The organism is Mesorhizobium sp. WSM4837, assembly GCF_055811435.1.
Window position 1 is genome coordinate 44,688 of sequence record NZ_JBVVQE010000052.1, and the last position, 6,375, is coordinate 51,062.

Below are 6,375 nucleotides of genomic sequence, written 5' to 3' on the forward strand. Positions count from 1 at the left end.
GAGCCGCATATTCTTGCAAGGCGTGCCGCGCAAGCGCAGGCACGGACGAGAACTATTTGACCGTACCGCGGCAAGCAAAAGGAACACGCCCAGGTGCCGGAAACAGAAACGCCCGTATTGGCTGCACGTCGACCTGATGCGTGCCGCAGGCCAAATATCCAGGAACGCCTCATCGCCGGACCTCAGCCCTGTACCAGGCCGGGCGTGCTCAGGATCACGTGACGGACCGCCTCATAATAACGGACATAACCGGTGCAACGACAAATCTGCGGCGCAAGCGCCTGCTCGATCGTGCGTTCGACATCCGCCCTACGGACCGGCTTCTCTTTGAGATGCTCAACCAGCACGGTTGCACCGGTGACAAAGCCCGGCGTGCAATAGCCGCACTGGAACGAAAAACGTTCGACGAAGGCCTGCTGAATCGCCGAGAGCCGGACGACATCGCCATTCGAGTCGCGTTCGGCATGCGCTTCGATGGTGCGGACGGACTTGCCCTCGAAGAAATGCGCTCCGGTGATGCAGCTCCGCATCTCGCTAGAATTTCCTTCCGGCCCATCGAGAATGATCGCGCAGGCGTGGCAGATGCCTTGGCCGCAACCAAGCCGCGAGCCCGTGAGGTTGAGATATTCGTGCAGGAAGTCGATCATCATCAGATCGTCGGGTACGTCGACCGGGCCGACCTTGCGATCGTTGACGGTCATCGAAAGTGGTCGCGTGGCGACGGTCACGGGAGGGCCTCCAAAATCCTTTCCGGCGTGATCGGCGTTTGATAAAAACGCTTGCCGATGGCGTGGTTGACGGCATTGACGATCGCCGGAACGATCGCGATCATCACGACCTCAGCCATTCCCTTTGGTGGGTCGATTTCGGAAAGCGGCGCCAACACCTCCGATCTCTGTGTCCAGACCGCGACATCCCTGGCATGCGGCAGGCGATACCGGTTCCAGTTCCACGTCCCGTCGCCGGGACCGTCCTCATAGAGCGGCAATTCCTCGAGCAGGGCGTGGCCGACGCCCATAGCCAGGCCGCCTTGGAGCTGACCCGAGACGAGTTCCGGCACGATTTGAGTGCCGCATTCGAGGATGGAATGATGTGCAAGGAGCTTCACGTCGCCTGAGGCGGTGTCCACTGCGATTTCGGCGATCGTCGCTACGCCCGTGTAACAGGTGCCGGCGGCGTTCTGGCGCTTTACCGGCGGATAGAAGACCTGGCGCCGGTCGAGAAAATGGAAGCCGCCGCAGGTCATCAGCGCCTTCAAACCAGCCGGCGCGCTTTGGCCATAGCAGACCGAAAGCGCGTCGACCGGCAAGCGGACGGCGCCGACGTTCGGCACATCGAACACCGCCTCGGCCCATTGCCAGCGGTTGAACACATGGACGCTGACTCCCGTGACCAGGCCGAGCCTGTGCGCCGCCGCCGCGAGTTGTTCCAGTGCGAGCGGCTCCATCCCTCCAGCCGTCAATTTGCCATCTGCGATCCGCACGTCCGCCATGTCGACAGCGAGCGGCCCCGCCCGCCCGCCGCCTGGTCCACTCGACCAGAGCGCGACCGCAGCCGGCCAGAGCGACAGGCGCAGCAGCGCCCGCGCCGCCGTCCGCGTGGCGTGGCCGACGAAATAGGCGCTGTTTGAGGCGCTCATCGGGGAAATAAACGAGGGCGTCCAGCGCGGATTGCGTGTCAGCGCGTCCTCCCTGTCCTGCGGCGTCGTATAGGGCTCCTCGGCGGAGAGGAGAGGCATCTCGGGCCAGTCGACGATCCCGAAGGCGCAGTCGTCCGGCACCCGGCCGATGATGTCGGCGACCATCACCGCCTGCGAGGTGGTCAGGCCCGTGCCGATATCATTGCCGTTCTGGCGCATGGTGAGCCGGCCGGACGGATCGAGCGACAGAGTGGTCACCGCTGCCTCGGCTCCGGTGCCGTAATCCTTCTGCACCTGCGCGAAACCGATGCCGTAGCGCTTACCCGGATTGGCGGTATCGAACGCCGCTTTGTTCGCATCGCGATCCCTCCACAACGAATGGGCACGGGCCCGCTCCAGGATCTCCTCGGTCCTTAGCGCCTCGCCGGCAATGGCGCCCTGCGAGTTCTTCATGCCGGTCTTGAACGCGTTCTTGAGGCGAAGCTCGATCGGATCGATGCCGAGCAGTTCGGCCGCTTCATCGACCATCATCTCGGTCGCGGCCATGGTCTGCAGCGTTCCGTACCCGCGCGTCGAGCCAGCATCGACAGCGCGCGAAGCGCGGACCTCGACCGAGAAATCGCTCTTCGGCAGATAATAGATGCTCTGCGCCGCGCTGGCCCCGACCTTGCCAACCTCGGGCGAGAAATTGCGCCGTCCTCCGGCATCCGTGCGATAGTTGCCTCTCATGATGCGGAAGGCGTGCGTGGAGCGATCCACGACAAGCGTATTCTCCATCCAGAAGGCATGGCGCTTCAACCCCATCTGGAACTGCTCGAAGCGGTCGTTGGCAAGACGCACCGGGCGCCCGTCGCCATAGAGGCCAGCCAGGACGGCGCAGTAGGGAAAGATCGAATGATCCTTGGTGCCGTATCCGACCGTGTAACCGATCGAAAGCTCGAGCGCCTTCACCGCGAACCGCGATTTCGACAGCATTTCCAGCGTCGAGGTCGCCACCTCGTAAGGCGATTGGGTCGCGATGAGTGCGTGCAGGGTCGAACTGCCCGGCTCGAACCAGGCATTGCCATTGTCGGCTTCCATCGCGCAGGCGTCGGTCGACTGCGAGAAATAGCTTCGCTTCAGGACCAACGCGCCGTCCCCGGCAGCCGTGATCTCACGCTCGATCTCGCCCGCCGCCCACAGGGCGCGGGCCGCCGCATCGCCGCTCCGATCCGGCTTCGGCCAGACGACCCGATCGCCGTCGAAACTGCCGTAGATGGTGGTGCCTTTGAGCGGAGCGGTTTCATCCGATATCGTACCGCCGATGCGCACGAACCGGCTGGCGCCGTAATGAGGTGGCGTTTCGTAGCCGCCGACCGCGCCCCAGCGCACGATGCCCTTGGCGAAACGGACCAACCGCTTGGCCGCGTCGAACCGCGCGAAATCCTTGTAGATCAAGAGCGCGACTGGCTGACCGAGCAGGCGCGGAATGCGCCCCTTTGGCACCAGGAACATGTCGCCATAGAAGCCGGGAGCCGTCGTTTCCGGCGGCGCAAGACCATCGCGCACAAGGTCTTCGCCGACTATCAATCGGTCGGGCTTGAGACCTTCGCCCAGCAGTGAGAGGTTCAGCCCGTCGAACGGAGCGTCGGCCCGGGTGCCGCGGATCAGGAACGCGTGGCTCTGTTCTTGCGGCCAGCCCGCTATGTCACGGGCGCGAAAATCGCGGGTGAAGGTCTTTTCCCCGGTGACCTTGGCCACGGCGTCCATCCGAAAACGCGGCCGACCGTCCGGTCCGATCCAGTTTGGCGAACGGCCGGGAGAATTGGCAATGGGCGCAGCGGGCCGGCCCAGAAAACCGATCTTGACCGCGATCCCCGCGCCAGCCGCCGCTGCGATGAACTGGCGCCGCGAAACCCTGCCGCTCATGCCGTCTCCCCGAACGGCCGAGAGCCCGACCCTACACCCGGCCGGCTCGCCTCACCTATGTACTCCCGACTCGGGGCCGTTTCGCCATTCCGGCATCGCCGACAAACGGAACGGCCTTGCCCGGTCATGAAAATCGCCGGCCTTTTGCATCAGTCCGCAAGATTGAAGCGCATGACTTCTGCTTCGGATCCGAATGTCCTGATACACACGTTTTCTGTTGTGAGCCCTTCCGAAGGAGATGGTCGAGCTCGATGTGGTCGCGCGACGCCGGCTGGCTTGCGGTGGTGTGTCCCCTTTCACCATGCGGAATCGACATTGTGAATTTCCCTTCCTGCATCCGTGCCACCGTGATCGGGCGGCTATTTTCACAGCCAAGAGTGGCCGCCACCTTCAGAGCTCCCGCCAAACCCAGCAGCGCGGCGCGGTTTCCGAAACGTCCAGTCACGTTTGCAATGCGCGTGTTGGAATCGGTGAATCTGCGACACATTACCGCCACGGTTTGGCCACGAAGCTGCCGCAACTTCCCACGACATAGCCGGCGTTGCCTGAGACGGTTCGGTCCGGCACCGGCTCAACCAAGCCCCCCGCCCAAGGGTCAGTGCCGGATCGAACCACTCTCTTCTTGAGGGACTCAAGTCCGAGCTCGAATGTGCTCAGCAGAAGCAAGCTGAACCGCTTCATTGCCGCGCGGTCTCCCAAATCGCACAGGGCGGCAAAGACCTGCACTGAGGCCACCCTCGGCTTCGGGCGAGAGGCAACTCTTGGCTCAACGATGCCTTCGTTGTGAGAGGCTCCTTCAAAGTAGCAAACTGATGCGTCGCTAAGCAGGCCTTCATACCCGTCGTTCGATGCTCCCATCATAGTTGGTGTCCTCAACCGTGCCTGATGATGCAAAGATCACGTCGATGTTGCAGTGATCGTGGTAGATCTTGGTCAGTGTGCCTTAGGTCTGGCTGCAGATCGTCCCATAGGTCGTGGTCGAATTAATGTTGGAACCGGTCAGCCGCGTCTCACGCTTTCCCACGTGAAAACACGCTGACCGTCTATGTTGATCTCCGCATCGGGGTGGGTCGCCCCAGGACGTGAAATGCCGCTTTGCAGGATCCTTCTAACGATATCAGGGCTGCGCCCATCTGTTCCAACCTCTGGCAGCCAGACAAAGTCGACGCGCGGCCGCCGCAATGATGCCTGTCATGTTCATTCCTGGGATTCCCCCTCATTGTATCGCGGTTCCGTGCAGCGTTTGAGGATCATCTGCTGCACCAAGCGTGCCAAAAGAGAAAAGCTTTCAACTACACGGTTGTGGGCCGCTCATGTCAGTCGGACCTCTGACATTGTTGCAAAGTCGACACTGTCGTCCTGGCTGGCCATAGGGCTTGAGACATTCGGTCGCGACCAAGCAAGCCAGAGCCGACTCGGCGACGAGGCGCGGGGGCATCGGCAAAAAACGTCAAGTACCGTGCACATGCTCCTTGAGAATACATCATTGCGGTCGGATCCACTTGAGATCTGGAGTGACAGTTAGCCTGCATCGTTTGCCTTGGCCGCGCAGAAATATGGGTGGTGAGCGCGTGCTAATGCCGACCGCGACGGTAAGCTGAAGCGTCTTTGAGCCTTGATAGTGCGTCAATTCGGGCTGTGCCCAAGCACTAGCATGGTCTCGGCCAGGATGGCTGCATTCCCGCGGTAATGCCAATCGCGTCTGACAAGCAGTGCGCGTCGGCGCCACTTGCGCCCCTCGTTCATCGAACCCTTTGCATCCGATCGTGTAGGACCATGCACAATTGGCCCTAGACTGCAGCGTGAAGGAACTGACCGTCTGTGTGGGCATTGAAGTTTTCTGTGAGTCCTGCACCGTCGCGGGGCTGGTAGGCGAGGGGATGTTGAAGCCAAAGCAAGTGATGTCGATGGTGCGCCTGCAAAGATGCGATTGGGGCAGCGCGGCAATTGCAGCCGGTCATGTTGCTGCGGAGGTGGCGCTGAATATGCCTTCCGTTCCGGGGTGGCTGCGCCAGGTGACTCCCGTTGTGAAAACCCAGGCCCAAAGGCATTGAAGAAGTCGCGATCGCCCAGGCGTTGGTTGGCTCGCCACCGGCTGGTGCTGGACGACCGCGGCACTCATAGACGACACACGGCCGAGTGAAGGACGGGGCGGCATTGCGCGACCGTGCGGCCCGCCCACGCGCGATTTTTTCCCGTCTGTCCTTTGCTCCTCGCCTAGTGCCGGCTGGGTCGGGAGATTGCCACGGGCCTCCAGCAGGAATGCCTTAGTCGTGGCATGGCGCAGTGATGCTATTGGCGCGGCGCTGCGCAAATTGCCGGTCAGGTCGCGACTGTTTTCCTTGCCGAGGGAGCACGACAACTCGGCCGCGGCTGATAAGCCGGAGGGGGCGATGGTCGTCATCGAAACCCTCAAGCATGCAAACCTGCGCTCAAAGGAGAAGCTGCTGCGGGGGACATCATGCTGGGCTCAGACGGAAGCAGTCGGCCAAAGACTCGGGACGGCGTGCCATTCATGCCCTCAGGCAGAACTCACTCATCGCATTTGATGCCCGCCTCATCGTCTTTGGCTTAGACGGGGCTGGGAACCCTCTGCCAGACTACAACTGTAACATCATATCTGTTCAGCAGGTCAAGCTTCGGTGGTAACCTCATTGCGTAGAATAGCGACTTTGGAGACCGAGCATGGATCGCGATAACAAACGGGCACGCGCAGCTGCAAGTTCATCCCAAGGCGGCAGGGAACCCAGCAACATCCTGTCCCTTCCAGAGGGGGCATTAAGCGAGGTAGCAGAACGGCTGGTAACCGCTAACCCGCGCGATACAGC

At 61.9% G+C, this 6,375-nt stretch carries 3 protein-coding genes; 1 reads left to right on the plus strand and 2 read right to left on the minus strand.

Annotated features, from left to right (window positions below; genetic code table 11):
• Positions 1-182 precede the first annotated feature (182 nt).
• Complete coding sequence (locus tag AC0L3D_RS25650) at positions 183-728, minus strand: (2Fe-2S)-binding protein (protein WP_473646233.1); 546 nt, start codon at positions 726-728, stop codon at positions 183-185.
• A complete protein-coding gene (locus AC0L3D_RS25655; protein ID WP_473646235.1) occupies positions 725-3,547 on the minus strand; it encodes a xanthine dehydrogenase family protein molybdopterin-binding subunit in 2,823 nt (940 codons plus the stop codon). The genes AC0L3D_RS25650 and AC0L3D_RS25655 overlap by 4 nt, the downstream gene beginning before the upstream one ends.
• A 1,802-nt stretch (positions 3,548-5,349) precedes the next feature.
• On the opposite strand from AC0L3D_RS25655, the gene AC0L3D_RS25660 reads away from it, so the two are divergent.
• The gene (locus AC0L3D_RS25660) at positions 5,350-5,601 is read left to right on the plus strand and encodes a hypothetical protein (protein ID WP_473646237.1); all 252 of its coding nucleotides are present in this window, start codon (positions 5,350-5,352) and stop codon (positions 5,599-5,601) included.
• Positions 5,602-6,375: the final 774 nt, after the last annotated feature.

What these genes read in the sequence shown, in the direction of transcription:
- AC0L3D_RS25655 (WP_473646235.1), bottom strand. Translation starts at nt 3,547, where the DNA reads ATGAGCGGCAGGGTTTCGCGGCGCCAGTTCATCGCAGCGGCGGCTGGC.